The following is a 16,300-nucleotide window of genomic DNA, read 5'->3' on the forward strand; positions in this document are numbered from 1 at the left end:
GTCTAGAGCCCGAGGCTACGCCCGATGATCTCCTTCTGGATCTCGGTCGTGCCGCCGTAGATCGTCGAGATCCGGCTGTCCAGGTAGGCCCGCGCGATCGGGTACTCCATCATGTAGCCGTAGCCGCCGTGGAGCTGGACCGCCTGGTTGACCAGCTTGTTCTGCAGCTCCGTGGCCCAGTACTTCGCCTGCGAGGCGCCGACCGCGTCGAGCTTGCCGTCGATGTGCTTCTTCACGCAGTCGTCGACGAAGGTGCGGGTGATCGTGGCCTCGGTGTGCATCTCCGCGATCAGGAACCGGTTGTGCTGGAACTTGCCGATCGGCTTGCCGAAGGCCTGCCGGGTCTTGGCGTAGTCGAGGCACATGTCGACGATCGCCTCGCACGCGGCGGCGGCCTGGCAGGCGATGATCAGCCGCTCCTGCGGGAGGTTCATCATCAGCGAGATGAAGCCGGAGCCCTCCTCGCCGAGCAGGTTCTCCTTCGGCACCCGGACGTCGGTGAACGACAGCTCCGCGGTGTCCTGGGCGTGCAGGCCGATCTTGTCGAGGTTGCGGCCGCGCTCGAAGCCCTCCATGCCGCGCTCCACCACGAGCAGGCTGATGCCCTTGTGGCCGGCCTCCGGGTCGGTCCGCGCGACGACGATGACGAGGTCGGCGTTGATGCCGTTGGAGATGAACGTCTTGGAGCCGTTGAGGACGTAGTGGTCGCCCTGGTCGACGGCGGTCGTCCGCACCCCCTGCAGGTCGGAACCGGCGCCGGGCTCGGTCATCGCGATCGCGGTGATCAGCTCGCCGGACACGCAACCCGGCAGCCAGCGCTGCTTCTGCTCCTCCGTCGCGAGGCTGGTCAGGTAGGGGACGATGATGTCGGTGTGCACCGAGAAGCCGGGGCCGTTGGCGCCGGCCCGGGTCTGCTCCTCGGACAGGATCTGGTTGAACCGGAAGTCGTCGATGCCGGGGCCGCCGTACTCCTCGGGCACGTCGAAGCAGAGCAGTCCGGCCTCGCCCGCCTTCAGCCAGAGCTCGCGCGGCACGATGCCGTCGCGCTCCCACTGCTCGTGGTCGGGCGTGACCTCCTTCTCGAAGAAGGTCCGGACGGTGTGCCGGAAGTCCTCGTGCTCGGCTTCGAAGATGTCGCGCATGACTATGACAGTAGAACTGTCACAGTCATGGTGTCAATGAGCCGCCCGCGCCGTCAGCCGCGGACCAGCACCCGCTGGGCGGGCTGCATCCGGGAGGCGGGCGCCGAGAGCGTGCGCAGGTGGATGTTCTGCAGCAGTCCGACCGCGAGCATGCCGGCGAACATCGAGGAGCCGCCGTAGGAGACGAACGGGAGCGGCACACCCGTGACCGGCATGATGCCGACGCACATGCCGATGTTCTGGAAGGCCTGGAAGCCGAACCAGCAGGCGATGCCCGCGGCGGCGATCCGGCCGAAGACGTCGTCGGTGCGGGTCGCGATCCGCAGCGCCCGCCACAGCACGATGCCGAGCAGCGCGATGAGGAAGGCGGCACCGACGAGGCCGAGCTCCTCCCCCGCGACGGTGAAGACGAAGTCGGTGTGCTGCTCGGGCACGAACCCGGAGCCGGTCTGGGAGCCGTCGAAGAGGCCTTGGCCGAAGAGGCCGCCGTTCCCGACGGCGATCCGGGCCTGCTCGACGTTGTAGCCGGCGCCGCGCGGGTCGCGGCCGGGGTCGGTGAACGCGAGGAACCGGTCGACCTGGTACTGCTCGAGGAACCCGGTCGCGACCGCGAAGACCGCCACCAGCACGCCGGAGCCGGCCAGGACGACCAGCCACCGACGGTGCGCCCCGGACGCGGCGATCACGCCGAAGACGGTGGCGCTCAGCACGAGCATGGTGCCGAGGTCGGGCTGCGCGAGGATCAGGACGGCCGGCACCGCGGCGACGGTGAGCATCAACACCACGTCGACGGTCCCGACCCGGTCACGCCACCTCCCCTCCGACCGCTCGGCGACGACGAGCGCCATGCCGACGATCACGGCCAGCTTGGCCAGCTCGGCGGGCTGCAGCGACAGGCCGCCCAGCATCAGCCACGACCGCGAGCCGTTGATGGTCGTGCCCATCACCAGCACGAGCACGAGGCCGACCACCGAGGCGCCGTACGCCACCGGCGCGAGGATCCGCACCCACCGGTGATCGGTCGCGGCGACCAGCGCCATCAGACCCACGCCGATGCCGAGGTTGACCAGCTGCTTGGCGAGGAACGCCCTGGGGTCACCGCCGGTGAGGTCGTCGCGGTGGACCGTCGCTGACCAGACGAGCACGCAGCCGACCGCGCCGAGCACGACGACCGCGCCCAGCAGCACCCAGTCGAGCTCACGCCAGCGCAGCCCGCCGCTGTCGACGCGGCGCGACCGTGCCGAGGTCCGGGTCGCCGTCATGCCAGTCATGCCTCAGTCCTCCTCGCGGGTCGGCGGCAGGATCGAGCCGTCGCGGCCAAAGACCGGCAGCCGCTCGGGAGGCGTCGTGCCCTCGATCGCGGAGCGGTCGGGGCGCACGGTCTCGCCGTCGACGCCGTACAGGGCTTCCCAGATCTTGCGGATCCCGTCCCCTGTCGAGCCGGAGCCGGTGCCGCCCTGGCTGATCATCATCACGACCACGTAGTCGTCGGAGTACGACGCCACCCAGCCCGTCGACTGCTTGCCGTAGACCTCCGCGGACCCGGTCTTGGCGCGGAGCACGACGTCGTCGAGCGGGAAGCCGCCGAGCTTCCACGCCAGGGTGCCCGTGCGCGGCACCTCCTTGAGTGCCTCGTCGATGTAGTCGAGGACCGCCTTCGGCACGTCGACCTCGCCCTGCTTCGACGGCGGGATCTTGCGGATCACGCTGCCGTCGGGCGACACGATCGCCTTGCCGACCCGCGGCTCCCAGAGGGTGCCCCCGTTGGCGAGGGCGGCGTAGGCGCGGGCGAGCTGGAGCGGAGTGACGATGGTGTCGCCCTGACCGATCGCGAAGTTGACGGCGTCGCCGGCGCGGTAGGCGTAGCCCTCGACGCAGAACTCGTAGGCGAACTTGTAGACGAAGTCGCTGGTCTTCGCGTCCTGCGGCTTGTCGGCGATGCCGCAGTAGTAGTCCTTCATCTGCTTGTAGTAGGAGCGCTTCCACTTCCGGTCCGCGATCCGTCCCGACGACTCCCCGGGGATGTCGATCCCGGTGGGCTTGCCGAAGCCGAAGTCCAGCGCCTGCTCGACCAGCGGGTCCTTGGCGTCGACGTCGGCGACGTCGGAGCCGAAGCGCTGCCAGTAGTCGTAGCCGATCCGGTAGAAGAAGGTGTTGCAGGAGACCCGGAGCGCGTCGGCGAAGGAGATGTAGCCGTAGGCGCCGGACTCGTAGTTCTTGAAGTCGCGGTTGCCGACCCGGAACGCCGAGGAGCAGTCGAGCCGGGTGTCGGGGCCGTAGCCGTGGGTGAGCGCACCGGCGGTCATGAACGGCTTCCAGGTGGACCCCGGCGCGAACTGGCCCTGCAGCGCCCGGCCGAGGAGCGGCGTGCCGGCGGCCTCGGAGTAGAGGTGCTTGAGCTGCTTCTGGGTGATGCCGCCGGCCCAGATCTCGGGGTCGTACGTCGGCTGGCTGGCCATCGCGACGATCCGGCCCGTGTGCACGTCCATCACGACGGCGGCGCCGGAGTCGGCCTCGAACCTCCGCCCGGTGACCGGGTCGACCGTCGCCCGCTGGGTCATGATCATCCGGTGGAGCTGCCGCTCCACGATGCTCTGCACCTTCGCGTCGATGGAGGTGACGAGCGTGTCGCCGGGCTGGGACCGGACGTCACCCTCCTCGCCGATCACCTCGCCGTTGGCGTTGACCTTCACCCGCTCGTAGCCGGGCTGGCCGCGCAACCACGCGTCGTACTCCTTCTCGACGCCGGCGCGGCCGACGACCGACGCACCGTTGACCGACGTGTCACCGCCGACCTCGGCCGCGGTCAGCTCGTCCTCGGTGATCGGGCTGAGGTAGCCGAGCAGGTGGGCGGCGTTGATGCCGTAGGGCTGTGGGTAGTCGCGGACCGTCTGCTGCGCGACCACGACCCCGGGGAAGTCCTCCGGCTGCTCGTTGATGCGCAGCGCGGTGACGTCGTCGAGGTCCTGCGCGACCGGGACCGGCTGGTAGGGCGAGCCGTTCCAGCACACGCCCTCCTTCGCACCCTCGGTGCCGCACAGCACCAGCTTCCGGGCGATCTCGCGCGGCTCCACGCCGATCACGCGGCCGACCCGCTCGAGCAGGCGCTTGCGCAGCCGCGGCTCCATCCGGCCGATCAGCGTCCGGTCGACGGAGGCGACCCAGGTGAGCCGGTTGGTGACCAGCGGGCGGCCCTCCGCGTCGACGATGAGACCGCGCTGCGGCTGGACGACGATATCGCGCACCGACTGGGACGCGGCCTTGCCCTGGTACTCCTCCCCCGTCACCACCTGGAGGTAGTAGAGCCGTGCGCCGAGGGTCGCGAGCAGCGAGAAGACGAGGGCCTGGATGACGATGAGGCGCAGCCGGCTGCGGTGGGAGGAGGTCGCTGTCGTCGGGGTCATCGAGGTCATCGCAGGACGTGGGCCACTCGGGGTGCGGGCTCGCGGCGGAAGACCCACACGACGAGCGGAACGGCCACGGCAGCGACCAGCGCGTCGTACGCGACCGCGGCGAGGACCACCTCGAGCAGGGCGCCGACGCCGACCGCGGGGTCTTGCAGCAGCAGGCCGGTGAGGGCGAACAGCGACGTGCCGACGAACGCGCCGCCGGCACCGGCCACGAGCATCAGCAGGTACGGCGGCCGCGGGGTGCTCGCTGGCTGCGGACCGGGCTGCGCGGCCTGATAGTCGTGGGCAAGCCGGGCCACGACGTACCCCACGACGAGCAGCGCCAGCGCCCAGCGGCCGGCGGCGTGGTCGGCGGGGGGCGCGACGTCGAGCAGCAGGCCGGCGCCGAAGCCGAGGAGGGTGGCGAACCGGGGGTCGGTGACCAGCGCAGCGCCGACGACGGAGAGCAGCACCAGGTCGGGCACCACGCCGTTCCAGGCCAGGTGCGGGAGCACGGTGACCTGCACGAGCAGGGCGGTCACGACGATCAGCAGGGCGGCGACCAGCCGCGAGTTCCCCCTCATGAGCACGCCTCCGGCTCGATCACACGGGTGTCCTCGCCCGTGGGCACCACGACCGCGAGGTCACCGAGCGAGGTGAAGTCGACGTACGGCTCGAGCACGGCGCGGTAGGTGCCGGCCCGAATGTCCTCGTAGACCTTGGACACCTCGCCGATCGGGATGCCGGCGACATAGGGGCCGGTGCCCTCGCTGCCCCAGGTGACGACCTGCTGGCCCTGCTCGGGAAGCACGGTGTTGTCGACCAGCCGCAGGTCCAACGGGTCGCCGTCGGCGAGGCCGCCGCGGCCGTCGACGAACCCGCTCTCGAGGCTCTCGCCGAGCTTGCCGCCGACGGTGGAGTCGGCGTCGACGATGAGCAGCACGGTCGAGGTGTGCGAGGTCACCTCCAGCACGCGGCCGACCAGACCGTCGCCGTTGACGACCGTCATGTCCGGACGGATGCCCGCGTCGGCGCCGGCGTCGATGCTGATGGTGCTGGAGAACGACTGGGCCGAGCTGTAGCCGCTGAACCGGGCCGGCGCGAGCAGGTAGCCGGTGTTGGTGGCCATCGCGCACAGCGCGCGGAGGTCCTCGGCGCGGGCGACGTCGTAGGGGTTCTGGTGGGCCTCGCGCCGGAGCTCGGCGATCTCGTCGTCCTGGGCGGCGATCTCCTCGCGGAGCGCGTCGTTGGTGCGCAGCATCTCGGGGAGGCCGAGGACCGGTCCGAGCACGGCGTTGACGCCGGCCTCGGCCGGGCCGAGCACCTCTCCGACGACCCGGCGCACCGGCTCGACGGGCGAGTCCTCGCCGCTGGTGCGGTCGACGACCATGAGGGTGATGCAGGCCAGGACCAGCGCCAGCAGCAGCGAACGGGTCGGCAGCCCGCGCTGCTCGTCGCGCTCCCGCGGCGTCGCGACGTGGCGGACCGGGGTCTGCCGCGGTGGCCGGGTGTCGAGTGACATCAGAAGCGCCTCGGGTTGGTCACGAGGACCTGCTGGAGCGCCTCGAACTCCTCCACGCAGCGGCCGGCGCCGACGGCGACGGACACCAGCGGGTCCTCGGCGACGTGGACCGGCATCCCGGTCTCGTGCCGGATCCGCTCGTCGAGCCCGTGCAGCAGCGCTCCCCCGCCGGTGAGGACGATGCCGCGGTCCATGATGTCGCCGGCGAGCTCGGGCGGCGTCTGGTCGAGGGTGACGCGGACGGCGTCGACGATCGCGTGCAGCGGCTCGTCCAGCGCGTGCCGGATGTCGGCGGCGGTGACGGTGACGGTGCGCGGCAGGCCGGTGACCAGGTCGCGGCCGCGGACCTCGCCCTCGGGCTCGCGCGGCGCCGGGAACGCCGAGCCGAGGGTCAGCTTGACCTCCTCGGCGGTGCGCTCGCCGAGCATGAGCCCGTGCTCCTTCTTCATCCACGCCACGATCGCGGCGTCGAGCTCGTCGCCGGCGGTGCGGATGCTGAGGCTGGTGACGATGCCGCCGAGCGAGATCACCGCGACCTCCGTCGTGCCCCCGCCGACGTCGACGACCATGTTGCCGGTCGGCTGGTGGACGGGGAGACCGGCGCCGATCGCGGCCGCCATCGGCTCCTCGACGACGTAGACCCGGCGGGCGCCGGCCTGGTAGCCCGCCTCCTTGACCGCACGTTGCTCGACGGGGGTGATCGCGCTCGGCACGCAGATCACCATCCGCGGCTTGGCGAAGTAGCGGCGCCGGTGCACGCGCGCGATGAACTGGCGCAGCATCTGCTCGGTCGCCTCGAAGTCGGCGATGACGCCGTCGCGGAGCGGGCGCAGCGCGGTGATGTTGTCGGGCGTGCGGCCCATCATCGCCTTCGCCTCGTGGCCGACCGCGATCACCTCGCCGGTCGAGTCGTTGAGGGCGACGACGCTCGGCTCGTCGAGCAGCACCCCGCGGCGCCGGACGTAGACCAGCGTGTTGGCCGTGCCGAGGTCGACGGCCAGGTCCCGGCCGATGATGCTGTTCGCCCTCAACGCATGCCCTCGCAGACGTCCCTCGGGCCGCCTCTGCCAGGTCGGCCCAGCCGTGCGCGACGGGGAAGCCGTCGCACCCCGCGGAGGCGGTACGCCGGGGCGGGCCCCGAGCGCACGATCCGGGACCCTCCGTCAGCGAGCGTAGGTAAGGGTCAGCCTGTTACCACGGAGGCACGCCGTGGTAAGTGAGGCGGATGTTACGGGTGTGATCGTGGTGGTCGAGCCCGTCGAGACCTCAGTCGAGCGACGGGAACCAGAGCGCGATCTCCCGCTCGGCGGACTCGGGCGAGTCGGAGCCATGGACCAGGTTCTCGCGGTTGGAGAGCGAGAGGTCGCCGCGGATGGTGCCGGGGGCGGCCTTGCGGCCGTCGGTCGCGCCGTTGACGAGGCGGACCACCTCGATCGCCTCGTCGCCCTCGAGGACGAGCGCAACCAGCGGCCCGCTGGTGACGAACGTGCGCAGCGGCGGGTAGAAGTCGCGCTCGACGTGCTCGGCGTAGTGCGCCTCGGCCTGCGCGGCGTCGATGTGCCGGTGCTCCATCGCGACGATCGTGAGGCCCTTGGCCTCGAACCGGGAGAGCACGTTGCCGACCAGCCCGCGGCGGACGGCATCGGGCTTGATGAGGACCAGGGTGCGTTGGGTCACCCGCGGGACTCTACCGACGACGGCCCGAGCAGCAGCACGAGGCACCGCCTGCGGCCGGAGCGCGCTGGTAGGTTCGGGCCGGCTTCTACCACCTCAGCGCGGAGGCGAGGGACGCGATGCGACCGACGTTGCTGCACTTCCCGGGCGACCGGCTGCTCGAGGCGGTCCAGGAGCGGGTCGGCACCCGACCGGTCCCCCTCGCCGAGCCGCCGGCGGGCAGCGGGCTGCGGCCCGTGCTGGGCGAGGTCGGGCTCCCCGTCCTCGGCAAGACGGTGGAGCTGATCCGTGACGCGGAGGCGGCCGCGCGCCGTTACCGGGCGAAGTACGGCGACGTCTTCTGGACCCGCGCCTTCGGCACGCGGTCGGTGTGGGTGATGGGGCCCGACGCCGTCCAGGAGGTCGTCCAGAACAAGGACAAGGTCTACTCCCAGTCGGGCTGGGAGTTCTTCATCGGCCCGTTCTTCACCCGCGGCCTGATGCTGCTCGACGGCGAGGAGCACCACCTGCACCGTCGGATCATGCAGGAGGCGTTCACCCGGCCGCGGCTCGAGGGCTACCAGACCAAGGTGCAGTCGGTGATCGACCGCGGGGTGCCGGCCTGGCCGACCGACCGGCCGATGCGGCTCTACCCCGCCATCAAGCAGCTCTCCCTCGACGTCGCCACCGAGGTGTTCATGGGCGCCGAGCCGAGCGCGGAGACCCACGCGCTCACCCAGGCGTTCATCGACACCGTGCGGGCCGGCACCGGCCTCATCCGCGCCGAGGTGCCGGTGCTCAACACCCGCTGGAATCGCGGGCTCGCCGGCCGCCGGCAGCTGGAGGCCTACTTCCGGCGGCTGATCCCCACCAAGCGGGCTTCGCGGGACACCGACCTGTTCTCCGCGCTGTGCCACATCGAGAGCGAGGAGGGAGTGCGGTTCACCGACGACGACGTCGTGAACCACATGATCTTCCTGATGATGGCCGCCCACGACACCTCGACCATCACCGCCACCGCGATGGCGTTCTACTTCGCCAAGCACCCCGATTGGCAGGAGCAGGCCCGCGAGGAGTCGTTCGCGCTCGGCACCGACCGGCCCACGATCGAGCAGCTCGAGTCGCTGGCCACCCTGGACCTGGTCTTCAAGGAGGCGATGCGGTTGGTCGCGCCGGTGCCGGCGTTGGTGCGGAGGACGACTGCCGACACCGCGCTGGACGGGCACTACGTCCCGAAAGGCACGATCATCAACGTCGCGCCGGGCGGGCTGCACCTGCTCGGCGACCACTGGGTCAACGGCGACGACTTCGACCCGACCCGGTTCGCCGACCCGCGCACCGAGCACAAGGCGCACCGGTTCGGCTACGTGCCGTTCGGCGGCGGAGCCCACAAGTGCATCGGGATGGCGTTCGGCACCAACGAGGTCAAGACGCTGATGCACACCGTGCTCACCCGCTACCGGCTCGAGGTGCCGCCCGACTACGAGATCGAGTGGGACCACACCGCGCTGCTGGTGCCCACCGACGAGTTCCCGGTCACCCTGCGGGCGCTGGCGCCGCGACCGGCTGCGAGCGGCTGACTTCGGCCGCGACCGCGGCGGCGAGATCGCCCCGGGGCGCGACCACCACGTCGTCGAGCCCGAGCCAGCCCGCGAGGCGCCACAGCTCCCCCGCGAGCTCGGCCGCCGTCCCGGCCGGAGCACCGGGCTCGGCGTACGACCCCTGAACGAGGAGCACCCGGGTCGCGCGGTCCGCCTTGAGGTCGACGCGGCCGACGATCCGGTCGCCGAGGAGGAACGGCAGCACGTAGTAGCCGTGCACCCGCTTGGCCGCGGGCGTGTAGATCTCGATGCGGTAGTGGAAGTCGAAGATCGCCTCGCTGCGCGCCCGCTCCCACACGACCGGGTCGAACGGGCTGAGCAGGGTGCTGGCGCCGATCCGGCGCGGGAGCCGGGCGTCGCGGTGGAGGTACGCCGGGCGCTTCCAGCCCTCGACCGTCACCCGTTCGAGCTCGCCCGCGGCCACCAGCTCCTCGGCGGCCGCGCGGGCCGGGCCGACCTTGATCCGGTAGTAGTCGGCCAGGCAGTTCGCGCTGGCCACGCCGTGGGAGCGGGCGGAGCGTCGTACCAGCTCGAGGACGGCCTCGTCCTCGGTGAGCGCCGGCGCCGCGAGCACCTCGGCCGGGAGCACCCGCTCCGGGAGGTCGTAGCGCACCTCGAACTGGCTGGTGCGGCCCGCGATCGCGACGTCGCCGGTCATGTAGAGGATGTCGAGCGCCTTGCGGGCCTCCGACCAGTTCCAGCCCCAGTGCTTCTTCTCGCGCGGGGCGCCGTCCTCGAGGTCACGCGCCGTCACCGGTCCGCGATCGGCCACCTCCTGGAGGACCCGCTCCTTGAGCACGGGGTCGACGCCGGGCCACCACTTGAACTCGCGCTCGGCGTAGTGCTGCATCCGGAACCGCATCACCGGCCACAGCTCGACCGGCATGAACGCCTGGACGTGCGCCCAGTACTCCACCACTCGTCGGGGCCGGCTCTCCGCCGCGCGCCGGAGCAGGTCGACGTCGTACGGGCCCATCCGGGAGTACAGCGGCATGTAGTGCGCGCGCTGCAGCACGTTGACCGAGTCGACCTGCAGCACCCCCGTCCGCGCGAGCGTGCGCTGGAAGGTCCGCATGGTCGGCACCTCGTGCCGCTTGTCGGCGAAACCCTGGGCCGCGAGGGCGATCCGGCGGGCTTGCGCGAGGCTGAGCGACTGCACGGTTCCGACCCTACGGCTGGGGACCGACAGCCCTGCGTGCCTACTCGAGCTCGACCAGCTTCTCCCGGACGGCGTACATGACAGCCTCCATCCGGGAGTGGAGCTGCAGCTTCTCCAGCATGTTGCGGACGTGGTTCTTCACCGTGTTCTCGCTGATGGCGAGGCGGTGGGCGACGTCGCGGTTGCTGAGGCCCTTGGCGACCAGGCGGAGCACGTCGAGCTCGCGCTCGGTGAGCTTGAGGGCCGGGCCCGACGAGCGGTCGGGGCGGGACATCGTCTTGAACTCGTCGATGAGCTTGGCCGCCATCGACGGGCTGATCAGCGACTGTCCCTCGGCGACGACGCGGATGCCCTGGGCCACCTCCTCGATGGAGGAGTCCTTGAGCAGGTAGCCCGAGGCGCCGTTCTTCACCGCCTCGTACAGGTCGGCCTCCTCGTCGGAGACCGTCAGCATGACGATCTTCGTGGACGGGGAGGCCGCTTTGATGGCGACGCACGCCTCGATGCCCGACTGTTTCGGCATCCGGACGTCGAGCAGCACGACGTCGGGGGCGGTGCTCACGGCCAACGCCGTGCCCTCCGCCCCGTCGCTGGCCTCGCCCACCACCTCGATGCCGTCTTCGACACCGAGGAGCATGGTCAGGCCTCGTCGGAACAGCTCATGGTCGTCGACCACCAGCACCCGTACCGGCTCGTTACCATTCGCCACCCGAGAATCATGGCACGGAAGCGCCGCGGCGCCCCGTGCTACTCGCCCAGATCGAGGGAGATGACGCCGTAGTCGTAGCCGCGGCGTCGGTAGACGACGGCCGGTCGCTCGCTCTCCTTGTCGACGTAGAGGTAGAAGTCGTGGCCGACCAGCTCCATCTCGTAGAGGGCCTGGTCGAGCGTCATCGGGCTCGCCGGGTGGGTCTTCTCGCGGACGACGAGCGGGCCGTCGCCGGTGACCTCGATCGGTCCCACGCGTCGCTCCTCGACGGTGTCGCCGGCCTCGGTGACGGTGTCGGTGGCGCCGAGCCCGTCGACCGGGACACCGGCCAGTGCCTGCCCCACCGAGACCGGCGCGCGACGGCCGCGGTGCACCCGGCGGCGGTCGGCGGCCTTGCGCATCTGCGAGGCCATCTTGTCGAGGGCGAGGTCGAGGGCGGCGTGCTTGTCGTCGGCGGCGGCCTCGGCGCGGATCACCGGGCCCTTCGAGAAGGCCGTGAGCTCCACGTGGACGGAGTGGTCGTGCTGGCGCGGGTTGGGTTCACAATCCACCTCGACGTGGACCCGCATGATCCGATGATCGTGCTTCTCCAGCTTCGCCAGCTTCTCGGCGGCGTGCTCGCGAAACCGATCAGAGATCTCGCAGTGCCGTCCGGTGACCACGACGTCCATCAGGTACCTCCAGTGTTGGTCGATGGGACATGTATTCAACTGTGGGCGCGACCGACTCTTCAGCGATCGCCGAGCGGAGGGCCGCCGAGCGGCCACCTCACCGGCGGGCTCGACGTCCGAACGACGTCGCCTCGAATCCGGTGGGACTCCATGATGAGACGTTAGTGCGTCGATCAAGGGCACGAAAGGGTTTGCGGCCGAGAAGGGACTCAGGTCCCGGTCGGCGCCCGCCGGACCGTGGCGGCGACCGCTGCGATCGCGAGCACGGGAACGCCGGCGGCCTCCAGCGCGCGTTGCGCCTCGCGGGCGGTGGCGCCGGTCGTGATCACGTCGTCGCAGACGACGACGTGGGCGCGCCGACCCGCCTGACGTCGTACGGCGCGCGCCGGGCTGGCCATCGAGCCGGCGAGGTTGTCGTGCCGCTGACCCGCGTCGAGCCCCGCCTGGTCGGCCACGCCGGGCCGGGTGCGCAGCAGCCGCGCCACACCCACCTCGCGCCCGTCGGCGCGCAGCATCCTCGCGGCGTGACGGGTCATCGCCCGGGTCGGGTCGTGACCGCGGGCGCGCACCGCGGCGGGGCGGGAGGGCACCGGCACCAGCAACAACGGGTCGGCCGCTCCAGCCGCGACGAGCACCGAGACCGCGAGCAGCTCACCGAGCGGGCGGGTGAGGCCGAGCAGCCGATGCTCCTTGTGCCCGAGCACGAGCGCGCGGAGGGTGTCGTCGTAGACCCCGGTCGCGAAGGGCGGCACCAGTCCCGCCGGGGTCGGCGTCGGCCAGCACGCGGTCGCCGTCGTCGGCAGCGCCCGTCGGCACCGCTCGCAGAGGACCCGGCCGGGTGCGGAGCACCCGACGCAGGCCGAGCCGAGCAGCAGGTCGGAGCCCGCGTCGAGCAGGCCGGACAGCAGGGACACCCCTCGATGCGACCACGCGCGACGGGCTACGCCAAGCCGGCCACCCGCCACCTGTGGACGGACCGCCGGCCGCACCGGTCAACCGCCGTAGTCGAGCTCGCGCACCGGTTTGACGGGGTAGCGCACGCCTGTCCGGACGTCGCCGAGCTCGTCGCGCGCGACTGCGTAGACGGGCGTCTCGGGATCGGGCTCGCCCGCCAGCCCGATCGCACGGCCGGGCACGAACGTCGAGGGGGTGCCGCCCTCGACGGTGGCCCCGTCGACGGACACGGCCTGGACCTCGAACAGCTCGCCGGGACGGGCGGGGAGGAGCAGCGCGATCTCGGCGGGCCCGGTCCACGCGACGTCGATGGCCCGCTGGTCGCCTTCGAAGGAGCGGATCACGGTCGACTCCACGATCCGCGCGATGCGACCGCTCTGGTCGAGGACGACCCGTGCCGAGACCAGCTGGTCGCCCCCCGGTCGCGAGACCAGGGCAACGAGCCTGGTCCCGTCGCGCGAGACCAGGATCCGCCGCGCAGCGCTGCCGGAGACGCCGAACACCTGGACCTCACGGACCCGCACGCCGTCCTCGGACACCAGCACCCGGGCTCCTCCGGGGCGTCGATCGAGCAGCCAGAGTCGCCCCGAGGCGTCCCACGCCGGTCGCGCGAACGCGGTGCCACCGGCCGGCAGCGTGTCGACCTCGTTCCTGGGCGAGCGGAGCGGCGCGACGGTGACCTCTCGTCCGTCCGCGGAGACCGCGGCGATCCGGTCGCCGACCGGGGAGACCGCCATCGACCGGTAGTCGTGCGGCTCGCGACCGAGCGGTCCGTCGACCTCACGGAGGTCGTCGAAGGAGCCCGCCACGACCCGGCCGCGCCGCAGCCCGTAGAGGACACCGGCCGACCCGGTGTCGGCCGCGTCGTAGTCGTCGGTGGCCCGCACGTCGTACGTCGTCTCGGACCCGGGCGGGTCGAGCAGCTCGCCACCGATCGTCACCCGCAGCGCCCGGATCGTCGGCTCCTGCCGGACGGTGGCGGCGAGCTGGGCGAGGATCAGCTCGGCCACGGCCGGGGACGGCGTGAGGGCGTCGCCGCTGAGGTCGAGCGTGGCCACGCCGTCGATGACCGGCACCGAGAGCCCGACGGTCAGGTTGTCGGGGAGGTACGACGTCACGACGTCCCGCAGCCGCGGTGGCGGGCCCGCCAGCAGCGCGGTGACCAGGCTGGTCGCGAACGTGTCGCCGACCGGCACGAACACCGGCTCGGGCACGAGCACCTCACCCGTGGGGTCGAAGTAGTAGAGGGATGCCTGCCGGTAGCGGTCGTGGAACCACGAGGTCCGCACCACCAGCGCGTCCATCGGGTTGAGGATCCGGAACTCCCCGTCCTCGACCGTCAGCTGGAAGGTGAGGGTGCTGCGATCAGCGGGCACGGCGCCGCGCCAGCCCCCGGACTCGTCGAGCAGCGCCGCGTCCCGCATCCGGATGCTGACCGAGCTGCCCCGCTCCTGCGGCGTCGCCAGGTCGCTGTAGACGACCGTCGAGGTGGGGTCCCACTCCTCGGCGGCGTCCTCGGCGAGGTACTCCTTCGCAGCGCTCGTCGAGATCGGCCACGCCATCATCGCCTCGAGGAACCCGTTCACGATCGCGAGCCGGGAGTCACCCGGCTGCGGCGAGCGGCCGTCGAACGACGACACCGGGTCGCCGCTCTGGTCGCCGGGCACGTTCGCGTCGATGACCGGGCCGCTGCGCGGCAGGCCCACGCAACCGGTCAGCAGCACCACCAGCACGAGAGCGGCCGCAGCGCGCGCCGCCCTGCTCATGACGTCACCCCCCGGCTGGGCTCACGGCCACCGTCCCGGCTGCCCTGGCGTGCGTCCTCGCGGCGGTACCGACCGTCCGGCTCGTCGTCCTCGACGTCGTGCTGCGCCGCCCTGCCCTCGAGCAGGTCGAGGGCCTCGACCGGCGCCAACGGCAGCGGGCTGTGCCGCACCACGTCCCCGGCGCGCCGCGGCAGGGTGAGGCGGAACTGCGCCCCCTCCCCGGGGCGGCCCCACGCCTGCAGCCACCCGCCGTGCAAGTGGGCGTCCTCCAGCGAGATCGCCAGGCCGAGCCCGGTGCCGCCGCTGGTGCGGGCGCGCGCCGGGTCGGAGCGCCAGAACCGGTTGAAGACCATCGCGGACTCCCCCGGCGCCAGCCCGACCCCGTGGTCGCGCACGGTGACCGCCGCGGCCTGGTCGTCGGCGGCCATCCGGACGACGATCGGCCGGTCCACGTCGTCGGGGTAGGCGTGGTCGATCGCGTTGGTGACGAGGTTGCGCAGGATCCGCTCGACCCGTCGCGCGTCGACCTGCGCCCGCACCGGCTTGTCGGGCTGCTCGACCTCGACGCGCACGCCGCGCTGGTCGGCCAGCGGCCGGGCCGCGTCGACCACCCGGTGCGCCAGGTCGAGGAGGTTGATGTCGTCGACGTCGAGCAGGGCCGCGCCCGCGTCGAATCGGCTGATCTCCAGCAGGTCGACGAGCAGCCCCTCGAACCGGTCCAGCTCGGCCTGGAGCAGCTCGGCCGCGCGCGCCGTGGCCGGGTCGAACTCGCGCCGGGCGTCGTGCAGCACGTCGCCGGCCATCCGCACGGTGGTCAGCGGCGTGCGCAGCTCGTGCGACACGTCGGACACGAACCGTCGCTGCACCCAGCTGAGCTCCTCGAGCTGCCGGATCTGCCGCTGCAGGTTCGATGCCATCTGGTTGAACGAGTGCGCCAGCCGCGCCAGGTCGTCCTCGCCGCTCACCCGCAGCCGCTCCTGGAGGCGCCCGGCCGCGAGCCGCTCGGCCACCCGGCGCGCCATCCGCACCGGCGTCACGACCTGCCGCGTCACCAGCCAGGTGATCCCGGCGACGAGCGCGAGCAGCAGGCCGGCCGCGGTGAGCAGGGCGCGGGTCACCAGGCCGAGCGTCTCCTCCTCCTCGGTCAGCGGGAACAGGAAGTAGATCGTGTAGGTCTGGCCGTCGGCCGGGAGCCGCACCTGCGAGCCGACCACGATCCCCGGCTCCGAGACGGTGGTGCCGTCGGCGAGGGTGCGTTCGATCTCGGTGTAGGTCCACGCCGTCGAACGGTTCCGCCCGTCGAAGTGCGCCTCCAGCCGGGCCGGCACGCTGGTGAGCTCGAGGCCGCTGGTGCGGTGCGCGCCACCGTCGCTCAGGCCGATGTCCGTCTCCTCCGGGCCGCCGAGCACCACGCTGTAGCCGCGGCTGTCGCCGGTCTCGATGATCGGGTCGATCAGGTCGGCGCGCTGGGTGCTGGCGTTGACCTCGGTCCCCCGCGCCGCCGACAGCCGGTCCCGGTGGTAGGCGACCGTGGCGTCGACCTCCCCGACCACGACGTCGACGCGGTGCCGCAGCAGGCCCTCGCGGGTCTGCTGCAGCAGCAGCCACCCGACCGCGCTGATGACGATCGCCGACAGCAGCAGCGTGCTGACGACCACCCGCGCCTGGATCGACCGCCGCCAGAAGGTGAGCGCCCGACGCAGCCCGTACGGCAGCGCGATCCGCATGATCAGC

The 16,300-nt window shown here is 71.9% G+C and carries 14 protein-coding genes; 1 reads left to right on the forward strand and 13 read right to left on the reverse strand.

Annotated elements, in window-relative coordinates; genetic code table 11:
* Positions 1-2: 2 nt before the first annotated feature.
* The 7 genes from DJ010_RS01955 to ndk form a co-directional block, all read right to left on the reverse strand.
* Positions 3-1,142: an acyl-CoA dehydrogenase family protein gene (locus tag DJ010_RS01955; protein ID WP_109691932.1), complete on the reverse strand. Its 1,140-nt coding sequence runs from the start codon at positions 1,140-1,142 to the stop codon at positions 3-5.
* A 53-nt stretch (positions 1,143-1,195) separates the two neighbouring features.
* Positions 1,196-2,413 carry a rod shape-determining protein RodA gene (gene rodA, locus DJ010_RS01960; protein ID WP_245927137.1) on the reverse strand — a complete coding sequence of 406 codons (1,218 nt, stop codon included), beginning with the start codon at positions 2,411-2,413 and terminating at the stop codon, positions 1,196-1,198.
* Between the two features lie 3 nt (positions 2,414-2,416).
* On the reverse strand, positions 2,417-4,546 hold the full coding sequence (mrdA, locus tag DJ010_RS01965; protein WP_109692473.1) for a penicillin-binding protein 2: 2,130 nt from the start codon (positions 4,544-4,546) through the stop codon (positions 2,417-2,419).
* Positions 4,547-4,551: 5 nt separating this feature from the next.
* Positions 4,552-5,115 (reverse strand): rod shape-determining protein MreD, encoded by a 564-nt coding sequence (gene mreD / locus DJ010_RS01970; protein ID WP_109691934.1) that lies wholly within the window; start codon positions 5,113-5,115, stop codon positions 4,552-4,554.
* Complete coding sequence (gene mreC, locus DJ010_RS01975; RefSeq protein ID WP_109691935.1) at positions 5,112-6,053, reverse strand: rod shape-determining protein MreC; 942 nt, start codon at positions 6,051-6,053, stop codon at positions 5,112-5,114. The genes mreD and mreC overlap by 4 nt, the downstream gene beginning before the upstream one ends.
* Entirely contained in the window at positions 6,053-7,084 is a 1,032-nt protein-coding gene (locus DJ010_RS01980; protein WP_281271108.1) for a rod shape-determining protein, read from the reverse strand. Before DJ010_RS01980 ends, mreC begins: the two co-directional genes overlap by 1 nt.
* 235 nt (positions 7,085-7,319) lie before the next feature.
* Complete coding sequence (gene ndk, locus DJ010_RS01985) at positions 7,320-7,730, reverse strand: nucleoside-diphosphate kinase (protein WP_109691936.1); 411 nt, start codon at positions 7,728-7,730, stop codon at positions 7,320-7,322.
* Positions 7,731-7,846: 116 nt separating this feature from the next.
* Here ndk and DJ010_RS01990 point away from each other — a divergent pair, with 116 nt between their 5' ends.
* Positions 7,847-9,286 (forward strand): cytochrome P450, encoded by a 1,440-nt coding sequence (locus DJ010_RS01990; RefSeq protein ID WP_109691937.1) that lies wholly within the window; start codon positions 7,847-7,849, stop codon positions 9,284-9,286.
* Here DJ010_RS01990 and DJ010_RS01995 read toward each other — a convergent pair.
* From DJ010_RS01995 to mtrB, 6 genes are all read right to left on the reverse strand, one after another.
* On the reverse strand, positions 9,243-10,466 hold the full coding sequence (locus DJ010_RS01995) for a winged helix-turn-helix domain-containing protein (RefSeq protein ID WP_109691938.1): 1,224 nt from the start codon (positions 10,464-10,466) through the stop codon (positions 9,243-9,245). The genes DJ010_RS01990 and DJ010_RS01995 overlap by 44 nt on opposite strands.
* Before the next feature lie 40 nt (positions 10,467-10,506).
* Positions 10,507-11,175, reverse strand: a complete 669-nt coding sequence (locus DJ010_RS02000; RefSeq protein WP_245927138.1) for a response regulator — start codon at positions 11,173-11,175, stop codon at positions 10,507-10,509.
* Positions 11,176-11,213: 38 nt separating this feature from the next.
* Positions 11,214-11,846, reverse strand: a complete 633-nt coding sequence (gene hpf / locus DJ010_RS02005; protein WP_109691940.1) for a ribosome hibernation-promoting factor, HPF/YfiA family — start codon at positions 11,844-11,846, stop codon at positions 11,214-11,216.
* Between the two features lie 209 nt (positions 11,847-12,055).
* Positions 12,056-12,760: a ComF family protein gene (locus DJ010_RS02010; RefSeq protein ID WP_109691941.1), complete on the reverse strand. Its 705-nt coding sequence runs from the start codon at positions 12,758-12,760 to the stop codon at positions 12,056-12,058.
* 78 nt (positions 12,761-12,838) lie between these two features.
* Complete coding sequence (locus tag DJ010_RS02015) at positions 12,839-14,566, reverse strand: LpqB family beta-propeller domain-containing protein (protein WP_109691942.1); 1,728 nt, start codon at positions 14,564-14,566, stop codon at positions 12,839-12,841.
* Positions 14,563-16,293: an MtrAB system histidine kinase MtrB gene (gene mtrB / locus DJ010_RS02020; RefSeq protein ID WP_109691943.1), complete on the reverse strand. Its 1,731-nt coding sequence runs from the start codon at positions 16,291-16,293 to the stop codon at positions 14,563-14,565. The genes DJ010_RS02015 and mtrB overlap by 4 nt, the downstream gene beginning before the upstream one ends.
* Positions 16,294-16,300 lie beyond the last annotated feature (7 nt).

Origin of the sequence: Nocardioides silvaticus, from assembly GCF_003160695.1 — a bacterium.
Taxonomy (GTDB): domain Bacteria; phylum Actinomycetota; class Actinomycetes; order Propionibacteriales; family Nocardioidaceae; genus Nocardioides; species Nocardioides silvaticus.